Annotated in this window: 25 protein-coding genes; 14 read left to right on the top strand and 11 right to left on the bottom strand. The window is 71.2% G+C overall.

Features of this window, described 5'->3' with window-relative positions; all coding sequences use genetic code 11:
• Nucleotides 1-90 precede the first annotated feature (90 nt).
• The 3 genes from AUV07_RS01710 to AUV07_RS01700 are packed head-to-tail and all read left to right on the top strand — an operon-like array spanning nucleotide 91 to nucleotide 5115.
• Nucleotides 91-1473: an MFS transporter gene (locus tag AUV07_RS01710; protein WP_062633323.1), complete on the top strand. Its 1383-nt coding sequence runs from the start codon at nucleotides 91-93 to the stop codon at nucleotides 1471-1473.
• Complete coding sequence (locus AUV07_RS01705; protein WP_231868169.1) at nucleotides 1470-3692, top strand: peptidase C14; 2223 nt, start codon at nucleotides 1470-1472, stop codon at nucleotides 3690-3692. Before AUV07_RS01710 ends, AUV07_RS01705 begins: the two co-directional genes overlap by 4 nt.
• A gap of 34 nt (nucleotides 3693-3726) precedes the next feature.
• Entirely contained in the window at nucleotides 3727-5115 is a 1389-nt protein-coding gene (locus AUV07_RS01700) for a hypothetical protein (RefSeq protein ID WP_062633321.1), read from the top strand.
• A gap of 76 nt (nucleotides 5116-5191) precedes the next feature.
• On the opposite strand, the gene AUV07_RS01695 is transcribed toward AUV07_RS01700, so the two are convergent.
• The 3 genes from AUV07_RS01695 to AUV07_RS01685 are packed head-to-tail and all read right to left on the bottom strand — an operon-like array spanning nucleotide 5192 to nucleotide 8341.
• Nucleotides 5192-6730 (bottom strand): tripartite tricarboxylate transporter permease, encoded by a 1539-nt coding sequence (locus tag AUV07_RS01695; RefSeq protein ID WP_062633319.1) that lies wholly within the window; start codon nucleotides 6728-6730, stop codon nucleotides 5192-5194.
• 1 nt (nucleotide 6731) lies between these two features.
• A complete protein-coding gene (locus tag AUV07_RS01690; protein ID WP_062633317.1) occupies nucleotides 6732-7322 on the bottom strand; it encodes a tripartite tricarboxylate transporter TctB family protein in 591 nt (196 codons plus the stop codon).
• Nucleotides 7319-8341, bottom strand: coding sequence for a tripartite tricarboxylate transporter substrate binding protein (locus AUV07_RS01685; protein ID WP_062633315.1), 1023 nt, complete (start codon nucleotides 8339-8341; stop codon nucleotides 7319-7321). The genes AUV07_RS01690 and AUV07_RS01685 overlap by 4 nt, the downstream gene beginning before the upstream one ends.
• A 156-nt stretch (nucleotides 8342-8497) precedes the next feature.
• On the opposite strand from AUV07_RS01685, the gene AUV07_RS01680 reads away from it, so the two are divergent.
• The 7 genes from AUV07_RS01680 to dinB are packed head-to-tail and all read left to right on the top strand — an operon-like array spanning nucleotide 8498 to nucleotide 14475.
• Nucleotides 8498-9373: a hypothetical protein gene (locus AUV07_RS01680; protein ID WP_231868168.1), complete on the top strand. Its 876-nt coding sequence runs from the start codon at nucleotides 8498-8500 to the stop codon at nucleotides 9371-9373.
• A gap of 7 nt (nucleotides 9374-9380) precedes the next feature.
• Entirely contained in the window at nucleotides 9381-9773 is a 393-nt protein-coding gene (locus tag AUV07_RS17905; RefSeq protein WP_231868167.1) for a sensor histidine kinase, read from the top strand.
• On the top strand, nucleotides 9770-10528 hold the full coding sequence (locus AUV07_RS01675; RefSeq protein WP_062633313.1) for a response regulator: 759 nt from the start codon (nucleotides 9770-9772) through the stop codon (nucleotides 10526-10528). The genes AUV07_RS17905 and AUV07_RS01675 overlap by 4 nt, the downstream gene beginning before the upstream one ends.
• Nucleotides 10529-10581: 53 nt before the next feature.
• On the top strand, nucleotides 10582-11340 hold the full coding sequence (locus AUV07_RS01670; RefSeq protein WP_062633311.1) for an SDR family NAD(P)-dependent oxidoreductase: 759 nt from the start codon (nucleotides 10582-10584) through the stop codon (nucleotides 11338-11340).
• Nucleotides 11337-12413 carry an enolase C-terminal domain-like protein gene (locus tag AUV07_RS01665; RefSeq protein WP_062633309.1) on the top strand — a complete coding sequence of 359 codons (1077 nt, stop codon included), beginning with the start codon at nucleotides 11337-11339 and terminating at the stop codon, nucleotides 12411-12413. The genes AUV07_RS01670 and AUV07_RS01665 overlap by 4 nt, the downstream gene beginning before the upstream one ends.
• Before the next feature lies 1 nt (nucleotide 12414).
• The gene (locus tag AUV07_RS01660; RefSeq protein ID WP_062633307.1) at nucleotides 12415-13218 is read left to right on the top strand and encodes an SDR family NAD(P)-dependent oxidoreductase; all 804 of its coding nucleotides are present in this window, start codon (nucleotides 12415-12417) and stop codon (nucleotides 13216-13218) included.
• Nucleotides 13219-13278: 60 nt separating this feature from the next.
• Complete coding sequence (dinB, locus tag AUV07_RS01655; RefSeq protein WP_062633305.1) at nucleotides 13279-14475, top strand: DNA polymerase IV; 1197 nt, start codon at nucleotides 13279-13281, stop codon at nucleotides 14473-14475.
• 69 nt (nucleotides 14476-14544) lie between these two features.
• Here the strand turns inward: dinB and AUV07_RS01650 are convergent, their stop codons facing one another.
• Nucleotides 14545-14895 carry a nuclear transport factor 2 family protein gene (locus tag AUV07_RS01650; protein WP_062633303.1) on the bottom strand — a complete coding sequence of 117 codons (351 nt, stop codon included), beginning with the start codon at nucleotides 14893-14895 and terminating at the stop codon, nucleotides 14545-14547.
• The gene (locus tag AUV07_RS01645) at nucleotides 14888-15637 is read right to left on the bottom strand and encodes an SDR family NAD(P)-dependent oxidoreductase (protein WP_062633301.1); all 750 of its coding nucleotides are present in this window, start codon (nucleotides 15635-15637) and stop codon (nucleotides 14888-14890) included. Before AUV07_RS01645 ends, AUV07_RS01650 begins: the two co-directional genes overlap by 8 nt.
• Before the next feature lie 77 nt (nucleotides 15638-15714).
• Here AUV07_RS01645 and AUV07_RS01640 point away from each other — a divergent pair, with 77 nt between their 5' ends.
• On the top strand, nucleotides 15715-16689 hold the full coding sequence (locus AUV07_RS01640) for a C-terminal binding protein (protein WP_062633298.1): 975 nt from the start codon (nucleotides 15715-15717) through the stop codon (nucleotides 16687-16689).
• A 10-nt stretch (nucleotides 16690-16699) separates the two neighbouring features.
• A complete protein-coding gene (locus AUV07_RS01635; protein WP_062633296.1) occupies nucleotides 16700-17557 on the top strand; it encodes a fumarylacetoacetate hydrolase family protein in 858 nt (285 codons plus the stop codon).
• Nucleotides 17558-17920: 363 nt separating this feature from the next.
• Here AUV07_RS01635 and AUV07_RS01630 read toward each other — a convergent pair whose 3' ends face one another.
• Nucleotides 17921-18769, bottom strand: coding sequence for an SMP-30/gluconolactonase/LRE family protein (locus tag AUV07_RS01630; RefSeq protein WP_062633293.1), 849 nt, complete (start codon nucleotides 18767-18769; stop codon nucleotides 17921-17923).
• Nucleotides 18766-19344 (bottom strand): hypothetical protein, encoded by a 579-nt coding sequence (locus tag AUV07_RS01625; RefSeq protein ID WP_331709272.1) that lies wholly within the window; start codon nucleotides 19342-19344, stop codon nucleotides 18766-18768. Before AUV07_RS01625 ends, AUV07_RS01630 begins: the two co-directional genes overlap by 4 nt.
• 307 nt (nucleotides 19345-19651) lie before the next feature.
• On the opposite strand from AUV07_RS01625, the gene AUV07_RS01620 reads away from it, so the two are divergent.
• A complete protein-coding gene (locus tag AUV07_RS01620; RefSeq protein ID WP_062633292.1) occupies nucleotides 19652-20500 on the top strand; it encodes a Gfo/Idh/MocA family protein in 849 nt (282 codons plus the stop codon).
• Between the two features lie 193 nt (nucleotides 20501-20693).
• On the opposite strand, the gene AUV07_RS01615 is transcribed toward AUV07_RS01620, so the two are convergent.
• Together AUV07_RS01615 and AUV07_RS01610 are read right to left on the bottom strand one after the other, a co-directional pair.
• A complete protein-coding gene (locus tag AUV07_RS01615; RefSeq protein ID WP_062633290.1) occupies nucleotides 20694-21038 on the bottom strand; it encodes a TraR/DksA family transcriptional regulator in 345 nt (114 codons plus the stop codon).
• A gap of 229 nt (nucleotides 21039-21267) precedes the next feature.
• Nucleotides 21268-23805, bottom strand: coding sequence for an MMPL family transporter (locus AUV07_RS01610; RefSeq protein ID WP_062633287.1), 2538 nt, complete (start codon nucleotides 23803-23805; stop codon nucleotides 21268-21270).
• Nucleotides 23806-23873: 68 nt separating this feature from the next.
• Between AUV07_RS01610 and AUV07_RS01605 the strand changes: the two genes are divergently transcribed.
• Nucleotides 23874-24446: a TetR/AcrR family transcriptional regulator gene (locus AUV07_RS01605; protein WP_062633285.1), complete on the top strand. Its 573-nt coding sequence runs from the start codon at nucleotides 23874-23876 to the stop codon at nucleotides 24444-24446.
• Nucleotides 24447-24524: 78 nt separating this feature from the next.
• Here the strand turns inward: AUV07_RS01605 and AUV07_RS17715 are convergent, their stop codons facing one another.
• Complete coding sequence (locus tag AUV07_RS17715; protein WP_168428964.1) at nucleotides 24525-24668, bottom strand: hypothetical protein; 144 nt, start codon at nucleotides 24666-24668, stop codon at nucleotides 24525-24527.
• The coding region (gene purL / locus AUV07_RS01600) for a phosphoribosylformylglycinamidine synthase subunit PurL (protein WP_082802812.1) at nucleotides 24668-26955 on the bottom strand (2288 nt) is incomplete at its 5' end. The genes purL and AUV07_RS17715, both read right to left, overlap by 1 nt.

The following is a 26955-nucleotide window of genomic DNA, read 5'->3' as shown; positions in this document are numbered from 1 at the left end:
CGATGCTATGGCATACGGCCGGGACTAGACAGGAACCGTGCGGTGCTACATGCTATAGCAAAACCCGTAACCGATGACGAAGGAGTTGTCATGTCCGGCAGAGAGACGCTCGCGCAGGCGCGCGCCGCGGAGGAGGCACGGGGAGCCTCCGCCATGAAGAAGGCGATCTGGAGACTCGGTCCGTTCCTCGGCCTGCTCTACCTCGTCGCCTACATCGACCGGAACAACGCCGGCTTCGCGAAGCTGGAGATGACGGCCGCCCTCCAGATCACCGAGGCTGCCTTCGGCTTCGCGGCGGGCATCTTCTTCATCGGCTACCTGCTGTTCGAGGTGCCGAGCAACCTGCTCCTGGAGAAGTTCGGCGCCCGCAAGTGGATCGCCCGCATCATGATCTCGTGGGGCATCGTCGCGGCGCTGACCGCGTTCGTCCAGGACGCGACGCAGTTCGCGATCGCGCGCTTCATCCTCGGCATCGCGGAGGCCGGGTTCTTCCCCGGCGTGCTGCTCTACCTCACGCTGTGGTTCCCCCGGCAGTACCGCACGCAGGTGCTCGCCGTCTTCGTGCTCTCGAACCCGATCGCCAACGCGGTCGCCGCGCCGCTGTCCGGCTGGATGCTGGAGCTGCACGGGCTGTGGGGTCTGGACGGCTGGCAGCTCGTCTTCCTGCTGCAGGGCATCCCGGCGGTGCTGCTCGCCTTCGTCGTGTTCTTCTGGCTCCCCGACCGCCCGCAGGACGCGCGCTGGCTGACCCCCGCCGAGCAGCGCTGGATCACCGACACGCTCGCCGCCGAGACCCAGGCGACCGAGCAGCGGCACGGGCGCCTGCGGCTGGGCGAGGTGTTCCGCAACGGGCGCCTCTGGACGCTCATCGTGCTCTTCTTCGGTGTCGTGTTCGGTGCCTACGGGCTGGGGATGTGGCTGCCGACGATCGTGAAGAGCATGGGCGACTTCTCGAACGCCACCACCGGCTGGCTCGTGGCGCTGCCCAACCTGTGCGCGGCCCTCGTGATGCTGCCGTGGGAGCGCGCCGCCCGGAAGCAGGGCAACATCCCGCTGCAGATCGGCATCACGCTCAGCATCACCGCCCTGTCGCTCATCGCGGCGGTCGCGGCCCAGGGCACGCCGGTGCTCGCCCTCGCGGCGCTGTGCGTCGGGATGTCGGCGCTCTTCTCGACCACCCCGCTGTTCTGGAGCCTGCCGCCCATGGTGCTCACCGGCACGGCGGCGGCGGCCGGCCTCGCCTTCATCAACTCGGTCGGCAACCTCGCCGGCTTCGCGGGACCCTACGCGATCGGCTGGATCAGCCAGACCACGGGGTCGGCGGTGTGGGGCCTGCTCCTCATCTCGGGGCTCACGCTGCTCGGGGCGACGATCGCCTTCGTGCTCAGCCGCCGGGCGGACTTCACCGTCCCGGCTGCGCTGCGCGACGCGGCAGAGACCGACTCGGCGCGGCGGGAGAGGAGCACATCGTGATCGATGCATCGACGACCGACGGCCCTGTGAACGCCACGGAAGCGGCGGATGGTGCGGAGCGAGTGCGGTCCACCGGCCGCCGCGCGCTCATGGCCGGGCTCGGCGCGGTCGCGCTCGGCACGGCAGGCGCTCTCGCGAGCACGGCACCGGCGCAGGCCGCCGCGGTCGTCGCCGGCGCCAAGGACGTCACGCGAGCGGAGTCCGTCGCCGACCTCGGCCGTCTCCGGGCCCGCGACGGCGAGGTGGCGGTCGTCGCCGGGTACCGGAAGCCCGGCGATGCCGGGCTGCTCGTGTACGTGGGCAGCGAGAACGCGAAGACCACGCCCAACGGCGGGACGGTGATCGCGGGGAAGCACGACACCCGCTGGGTCCTGCAGCATGACGGGACGGTCGACTTCCGCGTCTTCGGCATCACGGGACCGGAGAAGCCAGCCGACGACGCGCTCGCCGCGATGGTGAACGATCCCCGCATCCGCCGGATCGAGGCGAGCACGGATCTCCTGTTCCAGCGCCGGCACCGCTTCACCCGGTCGTACGTCGAGATCGACTTCGGCGGACACCTCATCACGACCGACGGCATCGAGAAGAACACGCACGACAACCCGTTCGGCGCCGTGATGTTCTTCACCGGGGTGTCGAAGGACGTGACGGTCGAGCATGCGCTGGCCGAGGCCTGGCCCGAGTTGACCGACGCCGTCGCCGTGCCGGATGCCTCCCGGTTCCCCGTCGATTCCTGGTGGGCCGTGCAGTGCGATCCCGTCGCCGGAGGAGGGGCGGACGAACGTGAGCTGCAGCGGTTCGTGCAGGTGACGCAGCAGATCGACGGCACCCACATCCGCATCGACTACCTCAACGGCTGGCCGCTGGACACGGGGCGAAAGCTCGTCTGGCGGCAGATGGAACCGGTCGCGGGCGTGCGCATCGCGAACATGCGGTTCCTCGGCGCCGGACCCTTCGACGGTCCCACCGACGGCTCCTTCCCCGACTCCCGTGAGCTCACCGGCTCTCACCCGATCGCCTTCGAGTACGCGATCCACTGCGACGTCGCCGACGTGCACGCGAGCCGCACCTGGTGGCCCGTGATCATGCGGCGCTGGAACACGCACTTCACGACGGAGCGCTGCTCGGTGGAGAACCCGCCGACCGTGTTCTACGGCGGCGCCGGCTACCTGACGCAGCAGATCTACAGCCTCTATGGACGGGTCAGCGACTGCACCTCGTCGAACGCCCGGCACCTGAACGACCTCACCGCCAGCGCCTACTGCCTCGTCGAGAACTGCCACGGCGACGGCGACGATCAGGGCGGCAACCCCTTCACCACGCACGGGCAGTACGAGCACGACCTCACCTTCATCGGCAACTCCGGGCTCATGGACATCGCCAACTCCGGCGCGCAGTGGGGCACCGCCGCCAAGCGCATCACGGTGCGCGACCACGTCTGCTCCTGGTTCGTCGCCGGCACCAAGATCAGCGATCTGACGCTGGAGAACGTGCGGGTCATCGGCCGCTCGACCTTCGACCCGCAGGCGACCATGACCATCAACGCGGACGGCGCCCAGGTGCGCGGGTGCACTGCGGGACTGCTGGCGATCGGTCAGCGGTCGCAGCGCTCGTCGCGGCCGACCGTGATCGCGGACTCCACCTTCGCGCTGCCGAAGGACCAGGTGCTCGTGCAGACCCCGGTCACGGCCCCCGTGCGCTTCGTGGACTGCACGATCACCGGGATGGACGGGGTGAAGGCGCGCGGGTCGGGTCCGGTCGAGTTCGTGGACTGCCGCCTCAGCGGCCCGGCGGCGGGTGCGCCCTTCGAGCTCGGCGCCGCCACGGTCGCCATCCGCGGCGGTGCCGTGCGCGACGTGCGCCTGACCGCGACCGCGGTGCGCGATCAGCTCGTCGCTCTGGACGGCGTCGAGCTCTCCACGGAGCGGACGGACGGCGCGCTGCTGAGCAGGGCCGCCGGTGCCGGCGTCGTCACCTGGCGGGTGAGCGGCGTGACCTCGACCGTGCCGAAGGGCGCGGCGCACCTCGACATCGGGACCGGCGTCAACCACGCCCGCGTCACCGGCAGCCAGTTCGTCGGGGGACGTGTACGGCTGGCGGACGGGTTCGCCGAGCCGTCGACGCTGCTGTACAGCGACACCGTCGAGCGCGGCGTCGAGACCGCGCTGCCGGAAGCCGGACCGCGCGTCGTCATCGCGGACGTGCTGGCGAGCGCGTGACGGACGGCATCATGGACATCAGGGAGGACCACGCGTGAACGACACCGCAGCGGCGACGCACCTCGGAGACCGCATCCGCATCCCCCGCACGCGGGCGCGCATCGGCGTCGCCCGGCGCGACATCACACCGCCCGTCGGCATCCGCGCCAAGAACTGGGGCCCGGCCGACTGGGAGCGCTCCGAGGGGGCGCACCGGCCGTTCGCGTTGACCGCGCTCGCCGTGGTCGCCGCGGACGAGCGGCCGCGGGTGCTGCTCGCCGTGGACGGCACGTGGTGGCGCCGAGTCGCCGATGAGCAGGGCGTGCGCGGGGCGATCCTCGACGGCCTGGGCCTCGAGCCCGATCAGCTCATGCTCTCCCTCTCGCACACCCACGCGGGGGCCGTGCTGTGCGCCGCGGATGCGCATCTGCCGGGCGGGGAGCTCATCCCCGGGTATCTGGAGGCTCTTGCTGCCGCGGGCATCGCGGCCGGGCGGGAGGCGCTGGAGGCAGCGCGACCGGGACTCATCGAGTGGACCACGGGTACCTGCACCCTCGCGGCGGAGCGGGAGCTCGACCTCGACGGCCGCGCGCTCGTCGGCTACAACCCCCAGGGCACCGCTGACGACACGGTGACCATCGGCCGGATCAGCATCGACGGGGAGGTGCGGGCGACGCTGGTGAACTATGCCTGCCACCCGACGACCCTGGCCTGGCAGCACCGCGAGGTGTCTCCGGACTACGTCGGCGCGATGCGCGAGATCGTGGAGGCCGCGACCGGCGCACCGTGTCTGTTCGTGCAGGGGGCCTCGGGCGAGCTGGCCCCTCGGGAGCAGTACACCGGCGACGTGGCGGTGGCCGACCGGCACGGACGCTCGCTCGGGCACGCGGTGCTCGCGGCGCTGGACGGGCTCCCGGTCCCCGGCGAGGAGCTGACGCTGGACGGGGTCGTGGAGTCGGGGGCTCCGCTCGCGATCTGGACCGGGACCCCGGCGGACGGCGGCGACGGGGCGGCGGGAGTCGTCTCGGCGGTCGAGCTGCCGCTGCGCAACCTGCCCACCCTGGACGAGCTCGCCGAGGAGTGGAAGGACATCGACCCCCGGTCGCGGGAGGAGCGCCTCGGACGGGCGCGGAACCTTCGCGACGGCTACATCGAGGGGCCGACCGTGTCGCATCCGGTGTGGGCGTGGCGGCTCGGAGACGCCGTGATCGTGGGGCATCCGGGCGAGGCGTACTCGCGGCTGCAGACGACCCTTCGGGAGCGGTTCCCGGAGACGCCGATCGTGGTGATGAACCTCACGAACGGCCCGGGATTCGTGTATCTCCCGACCCGCGAGGCCTACGACCGCGGTGCCTATCAGTCCTGGCAGACCCCCTTGGCTCCCGGTGCCCTGGAGCTCCTGGAGTCCCACGCCGTGTCGGTGGTTGCCGGGTTGCTGGGGTAGTCCCCGTTCGAATCGCCCACTTTGCTCCATTTCCGGCCGAAATCGAACCAGGTGCGCGATTCGAACCGGTGTTGCCCTACCGGTCCCCGACCTCGAGGAGTTCGGGCATGGGTTTGCGCGTGCGTGCGCGCGTCACGAGCCGGTTGCGCACGGAGAGGACGAGCACAACGCCCAGCAGTGCATAGAGGGTGAGGCTGATCGGCCCCTGGACGAGGACGGAGAAGTCGCCGTTCGCGCTCATCGCGGCGTCCCGGAGACTCGTCTCCGCGAGCGGTCCGAGCACCATCCCGATGATGAGCGGCGCTAGAGGGAAGTCGAGCGCGCGCATGAGGAAGCCGAGCAGCCCCACGCCGAGCAGGAGGAGCAGATCGAAGGGCGACCCGGAGGTGGCGTAGATGCCGAGGCCGCAGAACACGGTGATGCCCGCGTACAGGTACGGCCGCGGGATGAGGAGCAGCTTCGCCCACAGCATCGCGAACGGCAGGTTCAGGATGAGCAGAACGACCATGGCGATGAAGAAGCTCGCCAACAACGACCAGACGAGATCGGGGGCGCGGTCGAACAGCAACGGGCCGGGCTGGAGACCGTACTGGCGGAACGCGGCGAGCATGATGGCCGCCGTGGCGGAGATGGGCAGGCCGAGGGCCAGCAGCGCCCCCATGGCCATGCTCGTCGTGGAATTGCCCGCGGCCTCCGGAGCCGCGAGACCACGGATCGCCCCGCGACCGAACTGGGGAACCTTCCGCCGGGCATCGAGCCGCTTCTCCAGGCCGTACGCGAGGAACGTGGGGATCTCGGACCCTCCGGCCGGGATCACCCCGAACGGAAGGCCGATCGCCGTACCTCGTAGCCACGCGGGTGCGGCTTCCTTGAGCTCTGCGCGACGCAGCCAGGGCCGGCCGGAGGGGGCGATGAGCTTCGAATCCGAGGAGTGCCGCTGGAGGCAGGCGACGTAGATCACCTCGCCGAGAGCGAGCAGCCCCACGGTGACGGTCACGAGCGACACGCCGTCGAAGAGCTGCGGCGAGTCCATCGTGAACCGGGGCGCGCCGGACACGCCGTCGATCCCGATCACCGCGATGCCCAGTCCGAGGAACAGGGCGGTGAGGCCCTTGACCGCGCTGTCGGAGACGACGGTCGAGGTGGCGGCGAAGGCGAAGACGGCCAGGGCGAAGAACTCGGCCGGGCCGAAGCGGCTTGAGAAGTCGGCCAGTGCAGGGGCGAGGAAGACGACGACGATGGAGGCGATGAAGCCGCCGATGAAGGCGCCGATCGCGGCGGTGGCGAGAGCTTGGGCTGCTCGGCCGTTCTTGGCCATCCGATGCCCCTCGAAGGTCGAGGCGATGGCCGAGGCCTGACCCGGCGTGTTCATGAGGATCCCCATCGTGGAATCGCCGAACAGACCGCCGAAGTACACCCCCGCGAACATGATGAACGCGGCTGTCGGGTCGAGGGAGAAGGTGACCGGCAGAAGGAGCGCGACAGCCATGGAGGACCCGAGGCCGGGAAGCACGCCGACGGCGGTGCCGAGCACGCACCCGATGACCACCCACAGCAGGTTCGCCGGAGTCAGAGCGCCGAGGAAGCCCTCGCCGAGCAGCTGGAGAACGTCCATGTCAGAACCCCCCGAGGACGCCGGACGGGAGCGGGAGCCCGAGCAGCATGTCGAATCCGATGTAGGCCGTCGCGCTCACGGTGAGCCCGACGGCGAGCGTCTGCAGCGGCTTGCGCGCGCCGAAGCCCCGGGCGACGCACCAGAACAGGAGACTGGCGGCGATCAGCCAGCCCAGGACGTTCAGGGCGAGCGCGAACACGGCGAAGGAGACGACCACCCACGCCATCGATCGCACGTCGATGCGCACAGCGCGCTCGGCGGTCGGGGCGTCGATCTCGCCGGTCCCCTCGGCGCGAGCGGTCGCCGTGGCGGGCGCGGCCCGGAGTTCGCGCACGGTCCCGACGACGAGAAGCGCCGCGAGGGCATACAGGCCGGCGGCGATGATCGCCGGGAAGAACTGCGGGCCGGGGAACGTGGTCCCCTCCGGCACCCGCATGGTGAGGATGCCGACGAGGAGGTAGGTCGCGAAAGCCACGAGAAGGGCGGGCATCGTGAGACCTTTGAGCACGGTGGCGACGCCGGGCCCCGACACCAGTCGGAGACGGTCTCCGACCACGGCTGAGGCGGACGTGGGATTGGCGGGGAAGGTCATAGTCCCATCTCCTCGTACAGGGCGCGGATGCGGTTCTCCTCGTCGTCGAGGAAGACCTGGAGCTCGTCCCCGGTGATGACGCGCTCCGTCCAGTGGTAGCGGTCGATGGCGTCCTGCCACTCCGGGGTCGCCACGCTGTCGACCACCAGGTCGGTCAGTGCTTCGACGTCGCCGTCGTCCAGGCCCGACGGTGCGGCCAGCATCCTCCAGTTGGAGAGGGAGATGTCGTAGCCCTGCTCGGCCGCGGTGGGGATGTCGATCCCGTCGATGGGTTCCTTCGCGACGAGGGCGAGCGCCCGGAGGCGTCCGGCCTCGATCTGATCGATGTTGTCGGGATAGCCGCCGGCGGCCGCGTTGGCCGTGCCGTTGAGCAGGGCCTGGATGGCTTCGCCGCCCCCGTCGGACGAGATGTAGGTCGTGTCGACCGGATCGATGCCGGCCGAGAGCGCGAGGTCCGTCACCACGAGCTGATCGAACGACCCTCCTCCCGTCCACGGAACGGACTTCGGGTCCTTCGTCCACGCCTCCACGAGGTCGTCGAGCGTCTCGTACGGCGAATCGGCGGCCACGACGATCACGTCGTACTCCTCGACGATCACGGCGAGGGGAGTGACGTCGTCCAGCGTGGCGGCCGAGCCGAACTGGATCGTCGCCGCCAGCAGGCCGGTACCCCCCACGAGGAGGTTGTTCGGCTGACCGCTGAGGACGGACACATTACCGAGCGCGATCGTCCCTCCGGCGCCGGGCATGTTGACGACCTGAACGTTGTTGACGAGTCCGTTGGCCTTCTGCGCCTGCTGCAGCTCGCGGGCCACGCCGTCCCAGCCGCCACCCGCGGCGGCGGGGGCGATGATCGTCATTGAGGCGTTGATCTCCTGACCGCTCGCCGCCGAGGTGATCGACCCGATGGCCGCGACGGTGACGGCGGCGACCGTGATCGCGCCCCCGATGACACGACCGACGACCTGTCGCGCGGCACCCGGACTGCGCGGACCGGCCGGTCTGGTGAGATGCTTCATTGCTGCTCCCTTCGCGCGGACGCCGTCGTCGCCGCGGGACTGACCTAGGCTGACATCACGGGCACGCACGCGGGGTGTCGAGGCGAATTGTTCTCATAAACCCACGCGCGGCGCGCCGCGGCCCGTCTGGACCCGATCGCGAGGAGGCGACCGACCATGGCCCTGTCCCCGAGCCCGCGCGTCATCCGGCTCACGCTGCTCGTGCTCCCGTCGCTGATCACCCTGTCGTCCCTGTGGATCACGGTCGCGGTGGCGCTGTCGGCGCAGGCCGGCAGCATCAGAGACGCCACCGTCGACCGGGTGCAGGGGGTGGCGTCGAGCCTCGCCGAGCTTCCGGACGTGCGGGCGACTGTGGAGGCGGCATCGGCCGCCGGCACGCCCGACGACCTCGCGGATGCCGCCGACCTGGCGCCGGCGACGGCGCAGCTGCAGCCGGTTGCCGAGTTGATCGCCCGTGCGGCCGACGTGTACTACGTGGTCATCACGGACGACGAAGGGGTGCGGATCACTCACCCTCTCGCGTCCGAACGCGGTGTGCAGGTCGCGACCACGAATCGCTCCGTCCTGGAGGGGACACCGTTCCTCGGAACCGAGACCGGACCCTCCGGCCCGGCGCTGCGGGCCAAGATTCCGGTACGGGATGACGCGGGCGCCGTCGTCGGAATGGTGGCAGTCGGGGTCCGCGAGGCCGACATCGCAGCGAGACGGGAAGAAGCGCTCGAAGACCTGTTGCCCTGGGGCATCGGTGCGCTGATCGTGGCCACGATGGCCAGCTCCTTCCTCACGGCCGCCGTCGAACGGCGCTTCCGCCGACTCGACGGACTCGCGCTGGAGCATGCGCAGATGAGTCGCACGACCCGCGGCCTTGAAGGAGCAGTCGCACGAGTTCACCACCCGGCTCCACGTGATCCACGGGCTGGTCTCGCGAGGAGACGCCCCGACGGCGCTCTCGTACATCGAGGACGTCGTCCCGGTTGGCGTTCCGCGGCCCGACACGGGCGGGAGTGTCGCGAGCGGCGACGCCGTCCGTGATGCGGCCGTGCACGCGATCCGTGCGGACCTGCTCGACCTCGGCGCCCAGGTCGAGTTCGACCTCGACACGAGGACCGGCTTCGATGACGAGCTGGTGTCGGTGCTGGCGAACCTCTGTCGCAATGCGGGCGAGGCGGGAGCCACCCGGGTGCGCTGCACGCTGCGAGAGTACGGCGGTCGCCTTCAAGGGGCCGTGGAGGACGACGGGCCAGGGGTCGATCCGCGCCTGGCCCCACGGATATTCCTGTCCGGGTACTCCTCCAAAGCCGGATCGCGCCGGTCGGGAGTGGGCCTCGCGCTGGTGCGCCGGATCCTCCACTCCCGCGACGGCATGATCGAGGTCGGGTCGTCGCCGTGGGGCGGAGCACGATTCTCGTTCGAGATGGCGGGCACGCGATGACGGCGCCGATCCGCGTCCTCATCGTCGACGACGACCGCGGGGCCCGCGCGCTGCACGGGGCGTTCGTGGCGGAGACACCCGGGTTCGTCGTCGGGGGAACCGCGGCCACGGGCGAGGAGGCGTCTGCACAGGGCTCTCGCGGCTTCGATCTGATCCTGCTGGACATGCGTCTTCCGGACATCAGCGGTGTCGAGGTCCTCCACCGACTCCGGACGCTCGGGGAATCCGGTCCGGACGTCCTGGTCATCAGCTCCTCGCCGGACAGGACTACCGTGCGGCAGGCGATGTCCGCCCATGTGATCGGCTACCTGCTGAAGCCGTTCGCTCAGGAGGCTCTGCAGGAACGCCTGGAGCGCTACCGTGCGAACCGTCGCTCGGGAGGGGACCCGGGGCGGGAGAGCCCCCTGGGGCAGAGCGAGATCGACCGGCTCCTGGCCACCGGGGGGATCGAGGTGGGCGGGCGTGCCGTCCGCACGCCGTCGCCGCACACGCCGGCGCTCAGGGGAGCGGCTCGGCTGCCGAAGGGACTGGCCGAGCCGACCCTCGCGCGCGTGGTCGCCGCTCTCGACCCTGTGGACGCGCGTTCCGCACGGCAGATCGCCGCCGCCTGCGCGCTGTCGCCGGGCACGACGCACCGGTACCTCTGCTACCTCCTCGATGCCGGGGTGCTCGACGTCGCCCACCGCTACGGTCGGCGTGGTCGCCCGGAGATCATGTACCGGATCGTTCCCTCAGGGCCTGCCGGAGTGTGCTGACGGCAACTCTCCCCTACTATTGCTATAGCAAATCCCCGAGGTAGAGGAGAGACATGACCGCGCGCCCCGTCGCCATCGTCACCGGAGGCTCGGCCGGCATCGGCTGGGAGATCGGACAGCGGCTCTCCGCGGACGGGTATCTCGTCGTCGCGACCGACCGCGTCCCCGGGCTCACCGCGGGCGAGAACCCCGCCGGCATCCTGTGGCGGGAGCTCGACGTCACCGACCATGCCGCCGTCGATCGGGTCTTCGGCGAGATCGAGGCGGAGCTCGGGCCCATCGAGGTGCTCGTGAACAACGCCGGCATCCAGCGGCATCGCGGGATCGAGGACCTCACGTGGGATGAGTGGTCCGCGGTCGTGGACGTGAACCTGCATGGGGTGTTCTCCGCGCTCCAGGCCGCAGGGAAGCGAATGCTCGACCGGGGTGAGGGCCGCATCGTCAACATCTCCTCCATCTCCTCGCGAGGCTCCGCAGGGCGGGCGCCGTATGCCACGACCAAGGCCGCCGTCATCGGACTCACCTCCACGGCCGGAGCGGAGTGGGCGTCGCGGGGCGTCCGAGTCAACGCGGTCGCGCCCGGCTATGTCGACACCGGGGTGTTCCGTCAGGGTGTCGAGCAGGGCACGCTGAGCCTCGACACGATCCTGTCCCGCATCCCCGCGAAGCGCCTAGCCGAGGCGAGTGAGATCGCCGCGGCCGTGAGCTTCCTCGTGTCGGACCAGTCGCGCTACATGAACGGGCAGACCCTGTACGTCGACGGCGGGTTCATGGTCGACTACGGCGTGCCCCTCGCGAAGAAGCCCGAATGACCGCCGTCGCCCGGATCGACACGGCCACGGCGGTCCTCCCCCTTCCGGCACCGCTGCAGCTCGGCGCGATGACCGTCACGCGGCGGGAGTACTCCGCGGTGCAGGTGACGGCGGACGACGGCACCACCGGGATCGCCTACTGCCTGTCGCGCGAGGCCCCGATGGCGGAGATCGTCGACCGCCTGGTGGCTCCGCACGCGGTGGGGCTCGACGCCGACGACCCGGCGGCCGCGTGGGACCGGATGCTCCGCGGCAGCGCGATCGTCGGACGGGTGGGACTCGTGCGGCGGGCGATCGGCCTGGTCGACATCGCCCTGTGGGACATCGCGGCCGGTCGCGCCGGTGTGCCGCTGTGGACCCTGCTCGGCACCGGTGACGCCCCGCGGGAGGGGATGCTCGTCGCCGCGTATCCGTCTCCGCAGCGCACGCCGCGGGAGGTCGCGGACGAGGTGCTCGCGCAGGCGGAGGGCTGGGCGCAGGTGAAGATCTCGCGCATTCCCGATCCGGCATACATGCGCGAGCTGCTCGCGATCCTCGGCGCGGAGCTGCCGTCGTCGACCGGACTCGTCGTGGATGTCGGCTTCGGTTGGCCCGACGCGGAGGCCGCCGTAACGGAGGTCGCGCAGTGGGGCGACCCGCGCCTGGCCTGGCTGGAGGACCCGCTGCTCCCCGAGGATGCGGCCGGCGTCGCCCGCATCCGCCGGGAGACCGGACTGCCGGTGGCGGTGGGAGACGAGGTGACCGACCCCGCCGTGCTCCGGGCTCTCGTCGACATCGGCGAGGTCGACGCGCTGCGCCTCGACGTCGTGGCGATCGGCGGCATCACCCCCGCGCGCGAGCTCATCGCCTGGGCGGCGGAGCGCGGCGTCCCGGTGTCCGGACACGTGTACCCCGAGGTCACGGCCCACCTCGGCATCCAGGTGGAGACCTTCGCCCGCGGGGTGAATCCCTACGACCCCGCGCCCTCGTTCGTCACGGGCGGGCCGCAGTTCGCCGGCACCGTCACGCCCCCCACGGCTCCGGGGCTCGGCTTCGGCCTCGATCCCGCCGTCTTCCGTTTCGAGAGGGACTGACATGACACCTTCCCCGCGCAGCGTCGTGGTCACCGGCAGCGGCAAGGGCATCGGCCGCGCGGTGGCCGCGCGGCTCACCGCCGACGGCTGGATCGTGGTCGGGCTCGAACGCTCTCCCGGCTCCGGGACCGTGGAGGAGGGCATCGTCGCCGAGGTCGTGCTCGGCGACGCCTCCGACCGCACGGCCCACGAGCGTGCCGCCGCCGCCGCGCGCGCGAGGGCTCCGCTGGCCGGTTGGGTCAACAACGCCGGCATCACGAAGCGCACGCCGCTGCACGAGCTCGACGAGACGGTCGTGCGCGAGATCGTCGACATCAACGGCTTCGGGTACCTCTGGGGCTGCTCGACAGCCGTGTCCGCGTTCCTCGATCAGAGCGTCGCGGGGGCGATCGTGAACATCGGCTCGATCCACGGGCGGTCGAGCTTCGTGGACCACGCGGCCTACGAGTTCACCAAGGGCGGCATCGACGCCCTGAGCCGCAGTGTCGCCGTGACATATGGCGGAGTGGGCATACGCGCGAACACCGTCGCGCCGGGCGGCGTGCGCACTCCGCATCTGGAGGCGCAGATCGCGCGGGCGGCCGACCCTGAGGCGGAGGAGCGCCTGCTCGCGGAGGGGCCGCCGATGGGACGCATCGCTCGTGCGGAGGAGGTCGCCGCGGTGACGGCGTTCCTGCTCTCCGACGAGGCCCCCTACCTCTCGGGGCAGTCCATCGCGGTGGACGGAGCGTGGACGGCGTCGTTCGGCGACATCACGCTCGACCCCGCGGTGCGGGAGCGGTTCGAGGCGCCCCCGGCCTCCTGAACTCCGCCACGCGGATGTCCCCGGTCCGTGCGACGATCCGCTCGTCGACGGGAGAACGGGATGCGCGGGGAAGCGACGGTTCTGCACGCCGATCTCGATGCGTTCTACGCCTCGGTCGAGCAGCGTGATGCGCCGGAGCTCCGCGGGCGTCCGGTGATCGTCGGCGGCGGGGTCGTGCTGGCCGCGAGCTACGAGGCGAAAGCGCGGGGCGTCCGCACCGCGATGGGCGGCCGGCAGGCGCGGGAGCTGTGCCCCGACGCCGTCGTCGTGCCGCCGCGGATGGAGGCCTACTCCGCGGCCAGTAAAGATGTCTTCCGCATCTTCCGCGACACCACCCCGCTCGTGGAAGGGCTCTCCATCGACGAGGCGTTCCTCGAGGTCGGCGGGCTGCGACGCATCGCCGGCAGTCCCGAGGCCATCGCCGTCCGGCTGCGGGAGCGCGTGCGCGCCGAGGCGGGCCTGGCGATCTCGGTCGGCGTTGCCCGCACGAAGTTCCTCGCGAAGGTCGCGAGTGCGGTGAGCAAACCCGACGGACTCCTCGTCGTCGAGCCCGATCGGGAGGAGGAGTTCCTCCTGCCGCTCCCCGTCGAGCGGCTGTGGGGAGTCGGCGCGGTGACGGCGGAGAAGCTGCACCGTTACGGCATCCGCACGGTCGGACAGCTCGCGGAGCTCGAGGCCGCGACGGCGGAGCGCATGCTCGGAAAGGCGACCGGAGCGCATGTCCATGCTCTCGCCCGCCTGCGGGACCCCCGCCCCGTGGACACGACCAGGCGCCGGGGATCGATCGGGTCGCAGCGGGCGCTCGGCGTCCGTCCGCGGTCGCCGGAAGAGCTCGACGTCATCCTCACCCAGATCGTGGACCGGCTCGCGCGGCGTCTCCGCGACGGTGACCGCGTGTGCCGGACAGTGGTGCTGCGGCTGCGCTTCGGCGACTTCGCGAAGGCCACCCGTTCGCGGTCGCTGCGGGCGCCGACCGACCGCACCGCGCTGCTGCTCGCCGTCGCCCGTACGCTCCTCGCCGCGGCGCGGCCCGAGATCAGCGGCCGCGGCATCACCCTGCTCGGTCTCTCGCTCACCCAGCTCGACGCGGCGGACAGCGTCCCGCCCGAACTGCCGATCGACTGCGGCGACGAGTCCCGGCTCGACACCGTGCTCGACACGCTCCGCGACCGCTACGGCTCCGCCTCGGTCTCCCGCGCCGCCCAGCTCGGCCGCGACCCCGGTTGGTCGTCCCCGGTCCTCCCGGAGCACCACTGACCCCTTTCGAATCGCTTGACTGGTCCCATTTCGGCCGGAAATACAGCCATTCGGGCGATTCGAAGCGGGTCAGGCCTTGAGCATCGACGCCCGCGAGATCACGCCGTCGACCACGTCGAACGTCGCGATGGTCTCCGTGGCGACGCCGGCGTTGATGACCCGCTCCTGTGCGACGACCCAGCGGGAGCCGAACAGGACGCTCGTGTCGATCACGCAGGAGAGCTCCGGGTTCTGCAGCCGCGGCTCGTAGAAGGCGCGGATCGCGGCCGACCCGACGAGGGGCTCCGGCGCGACCCCGGTGACCACGGCGTCGTCGGCATAGGTCGCGACGAAGGCGTCGAGGTCGTGGGCGTTGAAGGCGTCGAGCTGCGCCTGCACGGTGTCGAGGGCAGAACGGTCCTGGGCGGTGCGGTCAGTCAATGCGAACTCCTCCGTTGACGTCGTAGGTGGCTCCGGTGATGAAGCGGGCCCGCTCCGAGGCGAGCGACGCGATGATCCAGGAGACGTCCTCCGGCTGCCCGAACGCGCCGAGGGGGATGCCCGACTCGAGCTTGGCGCGGCCCTCGCCCTGGAGCTGATCCGTGATCGCGCTGGCGACCGGGCCGGGCGTGACGGCGTTGACCCGGATGCCCTCGGCGGCGAGGTGCCGGGCGAAACTGCGGGTGATCGCGAGGATCGCTCCCTTGCTGGCCGCGTAGTGGATGCCCGTCTGCAGCGCGCCGACCTGGCCGGCGATCGAGGCGATGTTGATGACGGAGCGGTCGCCGCCCGCGGCCCGGAGCAGGGGGAGCGCCGCGCGGGTGAGCAGGAAGGTGCCGCGGGCGTTCGTCTCCAGGACGAAGTCCCACTCCTCGATGTCGATCTCGGGGTACGGGGTGTAGGGGCACACCCCGCCGTTGTTGACGAGGACGTGCAGGTTGCCCCAGGCGTCCGTGATCTCGGCGATGAGCGCCGCGATGGAGTCGGGATCGCGGAGGTCGAGGCGCGACACATGGACCTCCGGGGAGCCCGCCGCGCGACACTCCTCCGCCACGCGTGCGGCTTCGGCCTCCCGTCCGGCGTAGGTGATCCAGAGGGCGACGCCCTCGCGGGCGAGTTCGAGGGCGGCGGCGGTTCCGATGCCGGAACTGGAGCCCGTGACGAGTGCGCGGCGAACAGTCATGACTAAACGCTATAGCAAGAACCAGCTCTCCGGACAGCGCTGTACGAGAGTTTGCTAGATGCTATAGCATCGCATCCATGACCGCGCCGCTCATCCTCGTCACCGACTGCGACCTCCCCGGGACCGTCATCGAAGACACCCTCCGCGCCGCCGGCCTCCGTGCGGAACGGGCCGTCTCCGGGAGCCCCGACGACATCGCCGCGGCCGGAGCCGACGCCGAGGCCCTGGTCGTGCAGTGGGCGCGCATCGACGGCGACCTCATGGACCGCCTGCCGAACCTCCGTTTCATCAGCCGTGTCGGCATCGGCTACGACATGATCGACGTCGAGGCCGCCACGGCCCGCGGCATCGCCGTCGCGAACACGCCGAGCTACTGCATCGAAGAGGTCGCCGCGCACACCGTCGCGATGATCATGACCCAGGCCCGCGGCCTCTCCGCCTACGACCGGGCCGTGCGGGAGGGCGTCTGGAAGGCCGTCGACGCCCGGCCGCTCGCCGTGCGGCCGTCCTCCACCACCGTGTCGGTGCTCGGCTTCGGGCGCATCGGATCGATCGTCGCCCGCGGGATTCGGGCGCTCGGCTTCCGCGTGCTGGTGGCCGACCCGTATGCCTCCGACGACGCCGTGCGCGACGCGGGCTGCGAGCCCGTCGACATCCCGTCGGCGATCGCCCGCGCCGACATCCTCACCCTGCACGTGCCGCTGACGGACGAGACGCGCCACCTGATCGACGCCGCGGCCCTGGCGACGATGAAGCAGGACGCCGTGATCGTGAACACCTGCCGGGGGCCGCTCATCGACGAGGACGCCCTGGCCGCGGCGCTCCGCGACGGCCGGCTCGCCGGTGCCGCTCTCGACGTCTTCGCGGAGGAGCCCCTCCCCGGCAGCTCCCCGCTGCGCGCGCTCGACACCGTGCTGCTCACACCGCACGCCGCCTGGTACTCCCCGGAGGCTCTGGCGGATCTTCCCGTGCACGCCGCCGAGAACGTGATCCGCTCGCTCGCCGGCGAGGCCGTGCCCATCGTCAACCCGGCCTTCGCCGCCGCGCGCTGAGAGGACTCCCATGGAACTGCTGCGACTCGGCGCGATCGGCCAGGAGCGTCCCTACGTCCGCGATGACGAGGGCGTGGTGCGCGATCTCAGCTCCCTGACCCGCGACATCGACGGCGCCTTCCTCGCCGCGGACGGCATCGCCCGCGTGCGGGCGGCACTCGCCGACGGCTCGCTTCCGGAGGCGGAGACCGCGGGACTCCGCGTCGGTGCCCCTGTGGCGCGGCCGACCGCGGTGATCTGCATCGGCCAGAACTACGCGGCGCACGCGGCGGAGTCCGGCGCCGAGCCGCCCGCACACCCGGTGGTGTTCTTCAAGCACCCGAACACGGTCGTGGGGCCGGACGACGTCGTGCTCCTGCCGCCGGGCGCCGAGAAGGTCGACTGGGAGGTCGAGCTCGCGATCGTCATCGGCCGGACGGCGCGGTACCTGCCCTCCGCGGAGGCCGCGCGCGACGTGATCGCCGGCTACACCATCTCGAACGACGTGTCCGAGCGGGCGTATCAGCTCGAGGTCTCCGGCGGACAGTGGTCGAAGGGGAAGTGCTCCGAGACGTTCAACCCCCTCGGCCCGGCACTGGTCCCCGCGGACGAGGTCGACCCCCAGGCGCTGCGCCTCCGATCCTTCGTGAACGGCGAGCCGCGACAGGACTCCTCCACCGCCGACATGATCTTCCCCGTGCTGCAGCTGGTGCACGAGCTCAGTCACTACCTCGTGCTCGAACCCGGCGACGTCATCAACACCGGCACCCCGCAGGGCGTCGCGCTGTCCGGCCGCTTCCCGTACCTGCAGGACGGCGACGAGATGACCATCGAGATCGAACGGCTCGGCCGCCAGCACCAGCGCACGGAGCGGGTCCGTCTCGGGTGAGGCCTGTGCCCGGGGCACGGTTCCTTTCGCTGAGTGCAACCGTGTCCCGGGTAGAGGTCTCTCCCGTGCGCCCGCGCGGGCTCAGGCATGCGCGTGGGCTCAGGCGGCTGGAGGGAGAGGTGCCTGCTTTCGCGCGACAGCCTGGTGCCGCGAGCGCCCGGCGGCTCAGGCATCCACGTGCACGCAGGCATCCGCGCGGGCTCAGGCGGCTGGAGGGAGAGGTGCCTGCTTTCGCGCGACAGCCTGGTGCCGCGAGCGCCCGGCGGCTCAGGCATCCACGTGTACACAGGCATCCGCGCGGGCTCAGGCGGCTGGAGGAGAAAAGTGCCTGATGCCGCGCGAGCGCCGGACCCCGCGCGCGGGTCAGCCGGCGAAGGGGAGGACCGGGAGGCCGTGCACCCCGGGACGCACCGCGAACACCGACCCCGCGGCGGTGCCGTGATCGGACGGCAGACCCTGTGCGGAGGTCGTGATGAAGAGCGTGCCGAGGTCGTCGCCGCCGAACGTGCAGGCACTGACCTGCGGCACTGGCAGCACGATGTCCTCGCGCACGGCCCCGGACGGCTCGAACCCCCGCACGCGGCTCCCGCCCCACAGCGCGACCCAGACACTGCCGTCCGCGGCGACCGTGAGGCCGTCGGGCACGCCGTCGTCTTCGGGGATGTGCGCGAACACCCGGCGCCCGCGGAGGTCGCCCTCGGTCACGTCGAACACGTCGATCCGGCCCGTGTCGGTGTCCACGTAGTAGACGCGGCGGCCGTCCGGGGAGTAGCTGACACCGTTGGACGAGGTCACGCGGGGGAGCACCGTGGTCACGTCGAGGGCGGCGTCGATGCGCAGCACGGTCCCGGCACCCGCGGTGGAGTCCGTGGACATCGATCCGGCCAGGAGTCGCCCTCGCGGGTCGCAGCAGCCGTCGTTCATGCGTACCGCGCCGTCGTCGAGCAGGGTTGCGACGGGACGGGCCTCCGCGTCGGGACCGTCGGCGAGGTACAGGGTGCGCGCGCCCACCGCCACGAAGCCCCCGGACGTCCGCGGGCGGAAGAACGCGAGGTACTCGTCGTCGATGTGCTGGCGGACGATCTCGTCGCCGCGGAGGGTGAGCAGGTCGCCCGCGTCTCCGTCGACCCAGCGCAGGCCGCCCCACCCGGGCCACCAGACCGGGGCCTCGGCGTGGACGGCGACCGGGCCGGTCACGTTCTCGGGAGTCATGCGCCCTCCGCCGTCCGTCGAGGGTCGGTCACGGGCAGCGGCTCCGGGACGGGGTCGGCATGATCCGCCGAGGCGGCAGGGGCGGACGGGAGCTCCTTCGCGACCTGCTTCTCGAGCACGGTCACGGCCTCGTCGGAGAGCAGGATGAGGCCGTCGAGCTCCTCGCGCACCCGCTTGTAGGCGATGTTCCGCTCCGATTGCGTCGCCGACTCGTCCACGGCGACCTTGAGGAGCTGCTGCGCGCGGTCGAGGCGCTTGCGCTCGACCTCGGTGAACGTCGAGTCGCGCAGGCGCCGGGCGTCCTTCTCCGCGATCTCGAACGCGACCGCGTAGTCGCCCACGGCCTGCAGGTACTCCGCGATCTGCTGCTCCGTGAGCTTCGCGTCGGCGGCGGCCGGACGCAGCGCGTCTGCCCTCTTCTTCGCGCGAAGGAAGGCGGCCGTCAGCGGCTGGCGGCCGTCGCTCATCGCGGGGAAGGCGATGAGCTTGGCGACGTCGAGCTCGTAGTCCAGCCATCGCGCGGTGATCTCGTCGTGCTCGGCGAAGAGGCGGGCGAGCAGGTCGTCGGGCGCCACGGAGGCCGTGGTGCGACGACGGTGGGACCCCCGTGCTTCGCCTGCCGGGCGGCCGCGCGCGCCTCGATCTCGGCGGTCTTGACCTGCGCCTTCATGCGCAGGGCTTCCAGCCGGCGCTCGTGCCGACGCTTGGAGCCGCGCTCCCAGGCCTTGGCGACCCCACCGGCCATGCCCATGATCGGGAAGACGAGCCACCAGTAGTCACCCGCGAAGTTCCAGAAGCCCCGGATGAACTCGTCCATGATGGGTTCAGCCTACTGCGCGACGGCGGGTCGCCGGGGGCCCGCACGAGAGGGAGGGCGGCCGCATGAAGAGCGTCGGCATCGTCGGGATCGAGAACAGCCACGCCACGGAGATCGTCCGCTTCCTGAACGTCGAGGCCACGGACGTGCCCGTGCGGATCACGGCCCTCGTGGCAGGGGAGCCGGAGCGCACGAGGGAGCTGGCGGCACTCGGGGGCATCGAACGCGTCGTCGACGAGGCGGGCGCGCTCCTCGGCGCGGTGGACGCGCTCATCGTGACCGCCCGCGACGGTGCCGATCACCGCGCCCTCGCCGTCCCCTTCCTGGAAGCCGGGGTGCCGGTCTGGGTGGACAAGCCGCTCGCCACAGGCGTCGTCGATGCCGACGCGATCCTGGCCGCCGCGCAGCGGGGGCGGGCACCCGTCACCTCATCGTCCACGCTCCGCTGGCTCGCCGACACCGCCGAACTCGTGGCGGAGGCGGGCCGCATCGGGGAGGTCCAGGCGGTCACGGTCACCGGTCCCGCCGATCCGGACAGCCCGTACAGCGGCATCTTCTTCTACGGCATCCACCTCGCCGATCTCGCCCAGGTTCTGCGGCCCGGCATCAGGGAGGACGTCGAGGTGCAGTTCCTGCCGGCGGGTGTCGTCGCCCGCTACCGGGTCGGCGGGGTGCCCGTGACGCTGGAGTTCGTGCGGCCGGATGGTGATCGCCAGGTGCCGTTCCGGGCGACCGTCGTCGGCCGGCGGGGCATCGCGAGCCGGGAGATCCCGATCGGCCCCGGGTATGTGCAGCCCGGCGTCCGCGCCTTCGCCCGGATGCTCGAGACCGGCGAGCCCCCGGTTCCCGCGTCCGAGATGCGCGCTCCGATCGCCGTGCTCGAACAGGTCACCGAGGCCCTCGCCTCCCGCTGACCCGGGCACAGCTTCGGAGATCGCACCCGGCGCGCCGTCGACGGGCCCTGCGCGGCGGCGTGTCGCCGGCGGTCTCCGAAGTCGTGCCCGGGTCGCGCGCGGAATCAGGCTGTCGTGAGGTCCCGGTCGTTCGCGACGCCGTGCACGGGGCGGCTGTTCTCGAGGTGATGGCCATGCCCGCGATTGTCCGGCGTCAGCGACCCAGCTTCTCGGCGCAGGCCACACAGTACTCCGCGAACGGTCGCACCTCCAGGCGCTCCGGGGGGATGGGCCGCCCGCAGTGCGCGCAGATGCCGTAGGTCCCGGCGTCCATCCGCATCAGCGCCTCGTCCACCTGGCGGAGCTCCGCCTGCGCCGCCTCGGCGAGCCCCGACAGCCGGGACCACTCCGATGAGAGCGTCACCCCCTCCGGGTCGTGCTCGTCGTCGTCGTTCGAGCCCTCGCGGTCGTGCATGAGCTCTGCGAGGGTGGCCGCCGTCGCCGTGACGCGGGTTTCGGCCTCGGCGCGGCGCTCTTCCAACAGCGCACGCAGGTCCATGAGCCCCACTCTAGGCCCGCCCTGCGACACGGGCGTCGTCGCCGGACCAGGCATCCGCGCGAGATCAGGCGACACCGGCTGCAGGTGCCTGAGCTCCCGCGCCTGCCTGTCCTCTCCCGACAGCCTGCCGCCGCGACCGCTCGCGCAGGATCAGGCGTCCGCGCGGCATCAGGCGACCCTGGTGACAGGTGCCTGAACCCGCGCGAACGCCTGTCCCCGCGAACCAGACTCAGCCGCGACGGGTACGCGGGGGCTCCACGGTGGGGACCGAGTCGGTGTGCACGCTGGGGTGGTCCCGCTCCAGCGCCGCGCCCTCCATGTCGACGTTCGGGATGATGCGGTCGAGCCAGGTCGGCAGCCACCAGGCCGAGCGTCCGAGCAGGTGCATGAGTGCGGGCATCAGCAGCATCCGCACCACGAACGCGTCGAGCAGCACGCCGAACGCGAGACCGAACCCGATGGACCGGATGATGGTCGACTCCGAGAACACGAACCCGCCGAACACCGACACCATGATGAGCGCGGCCGCGATGACCACCGAGCGCCCGGCCCGGAAGCCCTGCGCCACGGCATCGCGCGCGGAGGCGCCGTGCACATAGGCCTCCCGCATCCCCGACGCGAGGAAGAGCTGGTAGTCCATCGCGAGTCCGAACAGGATGCCGACGAGGATCACCGGCAGGAAGCTCAGGATCGGACCGGTGCTGTGCAACCCGATGAGGTCGGCGCCCCACCCCCACTGGAACACCGCGACGATGAGCCCGTACGTCGCGAACAGCGACAGCACGAACCCTCCTGTGGCGATGAGCGGCACGAGCAGCGAGCGGAACACGACGATCATGATGAGCAGCGACAGGCCCACGACGACCACGAGGTACAGCGGGAGCACGCTCGCCAGGGCCTCGGAGATGTCGATGTTGGTGGCGGCCTGACCGGCGACGCCGAGGGTGATGCCGCCGTCGATCTCGGGGAGACCCCGCAGATCCTGCACCAGCTTCTCGGTGGAGGCGCTGTTCGGGCCTTCGGCGGGCAGCACCTGGAAGGCGAGGAGCGTGTTGTCGTCCGACGTGGCGATGGGGGCCACTGCGACCACGTCGTCCTGCTCGGCGATCCTCTCCGCCACGGTCACCTGCGTGGCCAGCAGGTCGTCGTCGCTCACGGCATCGTCGAGGGTCGCGGTCACCAGGAGCGGCCCGTTCGCGCCCTCGCCGAACTGCTCGTCGACGGTCTGGAACGCGCGGTAGCTGGTGGAGTCGGCGGGTTCGCTCGACCCGTCAGGGAGGCCGAGGCGCATCGACATCGCGGGGATCGCGATCACGAGCAGCGCGACCACGCTGACGAGCGCGGTGACGACGGCGCGCAGCGTCGACATCCGGCGCACGGGCTTCCCGGCCGCGTGCTCCTGGCCGATGGTCGCGCGCGCCTTGCGGCCGAGCAGGCGGGTGCCGACGAGGCCGAGGATCGCCGGGGCGAGGGTCACGGCGACGAGCACGGCGACGGCGACGCAGACCGCGCCCACCGTGCCCATGAGGCCGAGGAACGGCACGCCCGTCACGTTGAGGGCGAGGAGCGCGACGATGACCGTGGTCCCCGCGAACACCACCGCGGTCCCGGACGTGCCGGTGGCCAGACCGATGGACTCGCGCACAGGCGACCCGGCCAGCAGCTGCTTGCGGTGCCGGTTCACGATGAAGAGGGAGTAGTCGATGCCGACCGCGAGCCCCAGCATCACGCCGAGGACGGGAGTGACCGAGGCCATGTCGACGACGCCGGAGAACGCGAGCGACGCCGTGACGCCCACGCCGACGCCGACCACGGCCGTGACGATGGGCAGGGCCGCACCGATCAGCGAACCGAGCATCACGATGAGCACGACCGCGGCGAACGCGAGACCGATGGCCTCGCCGACGCCGAAGATCTCGGGTACGCCCTGGGCGATGTCGGTGCCGAAGTCGACCGTGACGCCGTCGATCTCCTCGTCCTGGAAGTGGGCGATGGTGCTCTGCTTGGTCTCTTCGGCGAGCTCCAGCCGCGGGTCGACGAAGGAGACGTTGACGATCGCCGTGGAGCCGTCCTCCGAGACGACGCCGATGCCGTCCGCGAGGTCCAGAAGAGTCGTGCCGAGCTCCAGCTGCTCCGCGCTGTCGGCGAGCCCCGCGCGGTTCTCGTCGATGGTGTCCTGCTGCGCGTCGAGCTGCGCGAGCTGGGCGTTCAGCTGCGCGAGCTGCGCGTCGAGCGCGGCGGTCTGCTGCGGCGGCGCGCCGGCGGCCTCGGCCTGCGCGCGCGCCCCTTCGAGCTGGGTGATCCCGGCCTCGAGCTGTGCCCGGCCCTCGTCGAGCTGGGCCTGGCCGGCGTCGAGCTGTGCGCGGCCGTCGTCGAGCTGTGCCTGGCCGTCCGTCAACTCCTTCGCCTGCTCGTCCTGCTGCCGCTGGGCGTCGAACGGGTCGACGACGGAGGCGACGCCGTCGAGGTCTTCCGCGCTCGCGGCGAGGTCGGAGATCGCCTCCTTCTGTTCGTCGGTGAAGGGCTCCCCGTCGTCCGTCCGGTAGACCACCGTCCCGGTGCCGCCGGCGGTGTCGGGCAGCTTGTCGGCGAGCTGATCGGTGACCTCGCCGGAGGCGGTGCCGGGGATGTCGAAGCTGTTGCTCAGCGTGCCGCCGAAGGTGAGGAAGGCGCCGACGCCGAGCCCGAGGATCAGCACCCAGGAGACGATCACCGTCCACGCCCTGCGCGCAGCGAAAGAACCCAGACGGAACAGCAGTGAAGCCACGTGATCTCCTTCAGACGAAAAGAGCATACGGCACGTCTCGTCTAGGGATCTGTGGCTATCCTGAACGCATGGTGAACGAGCATCGCAGTGGCCCTGTGCGCAGCACGGCGGCCCGCGAGGCGATCCTCGACGCGACGGCCCGGCTCTTCCACAATCAGGGGTACGACCGACTCACGATCGAGGGCATCGCCAAGGAGGCCAGGGTCGGCAAGCAGACCATCTACCGCTGGTGGCCGTCGCGCGGCGCCCTCATCGGGGAGTGCCTGGCCGAGGGACGCCTCATCCCCGTGGACTTCGTCGTGCCTGACACCGGAGACCTCTCCGCCGACGTGGAGACCTGGCTGCGCAGCGTCCTGTCCATCCTCGAGAAGCCCCAGGGCGGCGTGCTGCTGCGGTCTCTCGTGGCCGCGGCCACCGAGGATGCCTCGGTCGGCGCACACCTCGGCGAGAGCCTCGGGGTGGAGAAGTATCTGTCGGAGCGTCTCCGCGGCGGCATCCGCGACGGTCAGCTGCCGGAGGACGCCCCGGTCGAGCAGCTCGGTCGCGCCATCCTCGGGGCCATCATCGTGGAGTCCCTCGGCCGCGAGGCCCACGATCCGGGTTCCGTCGTCGCCCTGACCCGCTACCTCTTCGCTCGCTGAGGTCGCGGATCCACGCGAGGTCGCACGGTTTCGTGGAATCCCTGCGACGCAGGTGTGAATCTGCGACGCGACGCCAGGTCAGCCGAGGAGCAGGGTGAGCACGGTCGCGCCGCCGCCACCGAGGATCAGTGCCACGATGACCGTCCACGCGATGATGCGGATGCGCCGGTTGCGCTTCTCGCCGAGGTCGCCGTAGTCCTCGCTGAGGCCGTCGTTGCTCATCAGGCCACCGGCTCCGTGACGGTCGGACCGAAGTACGACGGCAGCGTGGCCTGCGAGCGCTCGCGGAGCTCGGCGGCCGAGACGGTGAAGACGTCCTGCACCTCGAGCTGCGGCTCGCTGTCCGTGACGCCGATGCGGGCGACCGGGTAGCCGCGGCCCTCGCAGAGCCCGCGGAACTTCACGTCGTCCTCGCGAGGAACGGTCACGATCACGCGGCCGGTCGACTCGGAGAACAGGGCGGTCGCGGCGTCCACGCCGTCGCGCTCGATGATCTCGTTGAGCCAGACCCGGGCGCCGACGCCGAAGCGCATGACGCCCTCGGCCAGGGCCTGCGCGAGACCGCCTTCGGAGAGGTCGTGCGCCGAGGAGATGAGCCATTCGTCCCGGGCCGCGGCGAGCAGTCCGGCGAGGCGCTTCTCGCCCGCGAGGTCGACCTTCGGCGGGCGGCCGCCGAGGTGCTGGTGCACGACCTCGGCCCACGCGGAGCCGGAGAGCTCGGTCGACGTGGTGCCGAGCAGGTAGATGTTCTGCCCCTCGTCCTGCCAGCCGGACGGGATGCGGCGGGAGACGTCGTCGATGATGCCCAGCACGCCGACGAGCGGGGTCGGGTGGATCGGCACGTCACCGGTCTGGTTGTAGAACGAGACGTTGCCGCCGGTCACGGGAGTACCCAGCTCGTAGCAGCCGTCCGCGAGGCCGTCGACGGTCTGCCCGAACTGCCACATGACCTCGGGGTTCTCGGGAGAGCCGAAGTTGAGGCAGTCGGTGATGGCCGTCGGCACGGCACCGGTCACGGCGACGTTGCGGTAGGCCTCGGCGAGCGCGAGCTGCGCGCCCGCGTACGGGTCGAGCTGGCAGTAGCGGCCGTTGGCGTCGGTCGCGACGGAGAAGCCCAGGCCGGACTCCTCGTCCACGCGGATCATGCCGGCGTCGTCGGGGAAGCTCAGGGCCGTGTTGCCGAGCACGTAGTAGTCGTACTGGTTCGTGATCCAGCTGGTGTCCGCGAGGTTGGGGGAGGCGACGAGGGCGAGGAACTGCTCGCGCAGCGTCTCCGCGTCGTTCGCGCGCGGCAGGTTCTCGGCGGCGTCGGCCTGCAGGGCATCGATCCACGTCGGGTAGGCGACGGGGCGGTCGTAGACGGGGCCATCGACCGCGACGGTCGAGGGGTCGACGTCGACGATGCGCTCGCCCTGCCAGTCGATGATGAGGCGTCCGTCGCCGGTGACCTCGCCGAGCACGGAGGTCTCGACCTCCCACTTGTTCACGACGGCCAGGAAGGCGTCGAGCTTCTCGGGGGCGACGATCGCCATCATGCGCTCCTGCGACTCCGACATGAGGATCTCCTCGGCCGTGAGCGTGGGGTCGCGCAGCAGCACGTTGTCGAGCGAGACGTGCATGCCGCTGTTGCCGTTGGCGGCGAGCTCGCTGGTCGCGCACGAGATGCCGGCGGCGCCGAGGTCCTGGATCGCCTCGACGAGCTCGCCGCGGTAGAGCTCCAGGCAGCACTCGATGAGCACCTTCTCGGCGAACGGGTCGCCCACCTGCACCGCGGGGCGCTTGGTCGGGCCGCCGTCGGCGAACGTGTCGGAGGCCAGGATGCTCGCACCGCCGATGCCGTCGCCACCCGTGCGGGCGCCGAACAGCACGACCTTGTTGCCGACGCCGGTTGCGTTGGCGAGCTTGAGGTCTTCGTGCCGCAGCACCCCCACCGCGAGCGCGTTCACGAGCGGGTTCGCCTGATAGACGCTGTCGAAGACCGTCTCGCCGCCGATGTTCGGCAGGCCCAGGCAGTTGCCGTAGAAGCTGATGCCGCTGGTCACGCCGTGCACGACGCGGGCGGTGTCCGGGTGGTCGATCGCACCGAAGCGCAGGGCGTCCATCACGGCGACCGGGCGGGCGCCCATCGAGATGATGTCGCGGACGATGCCGCCGACACCGGTCGCCGCGCCCTGGAAGGGCTCGATGAACGACGGGTGGTTGTGCGACTCGGCCTTGAAGGTGACGGCCCAGCCCTCGCCGACGTCGACGACGCCCGCGTTCTGGCCCATGCCCACCATGAGGCGTTCCTTCATCTCGTCGGAGACCTTCTGGCCGAAGCGGCGCAGGTAGTTCTTGCTCGACTTGTAGGAGCAGTGCTCCGACCACATCACCGAGTACATCGCCAGCTCGCCCGAGGTGGGGCGGCGGCCGAGGATCTCCTTGATGCGCGCGTACTCGTCGTCCTTGAGCCCGAGGGCGCCGTACGGCTGCTCCTTCTCGGGCGTCGCGATCGCGTTCTCGACGGAGT

This window comes from Microbacterium sp. CH1, assembly GCF_001595495.1.
In the GTDB taxonomy this organism is placed as follows: domain Bacteria; phylum Actinomycetota; class Actinomycetes; order Actinomycetales; family Microbacteriaceae; genus Microbacterium.
The sequence above is the reverse complement of the archived record's forward strand: the minus strand, read 5'-3'. Positions and strand labels throughout refer to the sequence as shown.

What these genes read in the sequence shown, in the direction of transcription:
- AUV07_RS01710 (WP_062633323.1), top strand. Translation starts at nt 91, where the DNA reads ATGTCCGGCAGAGAGACGCTCGCGCAGGCGCGCGCCGCGGAGGAGGCA.
- AUV07_RS01695 (WP_062633319.1), bottom strand. Translation starts at nt 6,730, where the DNA reads ATGGACGTTCTCCAGCTGCTCGGCGAGGGCTTCCTCGGCGCTCTGACT.
- AUV07_RS01690 (WP_062633317.1), bottom strand. Translation starts at nt 7,322, where the DNA reads ATGACCTTCCCCGCCAATCCCACGTCCGCCTCAGCCGTGGTCGGAGAC.
- AUV07_RS01685 (WP_062633315.1), bottom strand. Translation starts at nt 8,341, where the DNA reads ATGAAGCATCTCACCAGACCGGCCGGTCCGCGCAGTCCGGGTGCCGCG.
- AUV07_RS01680 (WP_231868168.1), top strand. Translation starts at nt 8,498, where the DNA reads ATGGCCCTGTCCCCGAGCCCGCGCGTCATCCGGCTCACGCTGCTCGTG.
- AUV07_RS01675 (WP_062633313.1), top strand. Translation starts at nt 9,770, where the DNA reads ATGACGGCGCCGATCCGCGTCCTCATCGTCGACGACGACCGCGGGGCC.
- AUV07_RS01670 (WP_062633311.1), top strand. Translation starts at nt 10,582, where the DNA reads ATGACCGCGCGCCCCGTCGCCATCGTCACCGGAGGCTCGGCCGGCATC.
- AUV07_RS01665 (WP_062633309.1), top strand. Translation starts at nt 11,337, where the DNA reads ATGACCGCCGTCGCCCGGATCGACACGGCCACGGCGGTCCTCCCCCTT.
- AUV07_RS01660 (WP_062633307.1), top strand. Translation starts at nt 12,415, where the DNA reads ATGACACCTTCCCCGCGCAGCGTCGTGGTCACCGGCAGCGGCAAGGGC.
- dinB (WP_062633305.1), top strand. Translation starts at nt 13,279, where the DNA reads ATGCGCGGGGAAGCGACGGTTCTGCACGCCGATCTCGATGCGTTCTAC.
- AUV07_RS01645 (WP_062633301.1), bottom strand. Translation starts at nt 15,637, where the DNA reads ATGACTGTTCGCCGCGCACTCGTCACGGGCTCCAGTTCCGGCATCGGA.
- AUV07_RS01640 (WP_062633298.1), top strand. Translation starts at nt 15,715, where the DNA reads ATGACCGCGCCGCTCATCCTCGTCACCGACTGCGACCTCCCCGGGACC.
- AUV07_RS01635 (WP_062633296.1), top strand. Translation starts at nt 16,700, where the DNA reads ATGGAACTGCTGCGACTCGGCGCGATCGGCCAGGAGCGTCCCTACGTC.
- AUV07_RS01630 (WP_062633293.1), bottom strand. Translation starts at nt 18,769, where the DNA reads ATGACTCCCGAGAACGTGACCGGCCCGGTCGCCGTCCACGCCGAGGCC.
- AUV07_RS01620 (WP_062633292.1), top strand. Translation starts at nt 19,652, where the DNA reads ATGAAGAGCGTCGGCATCGTCGGGATCGAGAACAGCCACGCCACGGAG.
- AUV07_RS01615 (WP_062633290.1), bottom strand. Translation starts at nt 21,038, where the DNA reads ATGGACCTGCGTGCGCTGTTGGAAGAGCGCCGCGCCGAGGCCGAAACC.
- AUV07_RS01605 (WP_062633285.1), top strand. Translation starts at nt 23,874, where the DNA reads ATGGTGAACGAGCATCGCAGTGGCCCTGTGCGCAGCACGGCGGCCCGC.
- AUV07_RS17715 (WP_168428964.1), bottom strand. Translation starts at nt 24,668, where the DNA reads ATGAGCAACGACGGCCTCAGCGAGGACTACGGCGACCTCGGCGAGAAG.